The 282-nt window shown below is 62.8% G+C and carries 1 protein-coding gene; it reads left to right on the top strand.

The features are described from left to right. Positions 1-221, top strand: a 221-nt coding sequence (gene ybeY, locus FNJ47_RS46965) for an rRNA maturation RNase YbeY (protein ID WP_163163603.1), incomplete at its 5' end; no start/stop codon positions are given. Between the last annotated feature and the right edge of the window lie 61 nt (positions 222-282).

Genomic DNA, 282 nt, shown 5'->3' on the forward strand with positions numbered 1-282 from the left:
TCGGCGACATCGCGATCGCCTATGAGACGACGCGGCGGGAAGCCGATGAGGAACAGAAGCCGTTCGACCATCATTTGAGCCATCTGGCGGTGCATGGCTTCCTGCACCTGATCGGTTACGACCACGAGAACGACGACGATGCCGAGGACATGGAGGCGCTCGAGCGCGAGATCCTCTCCACCCTCGGCATTCCCGACCCCTATGCGGATCGGATCGCCTGACATGCCGGATTCCGAACCGACCCACGACAATCCGCGCAACGTGAGCAACCTGCCCGCGGTG

It is taken from the genome of Bradyrhizobium uaiense (genome assembly GCF_010811875.1).
Classification (GTDB): Bacteria; Pseudomonadota; Alphaproteobacteria; order Rhizobiales; family Xanthobacteraceae; genus Bradyrhizobium; species Bradyrhizobium uaiense.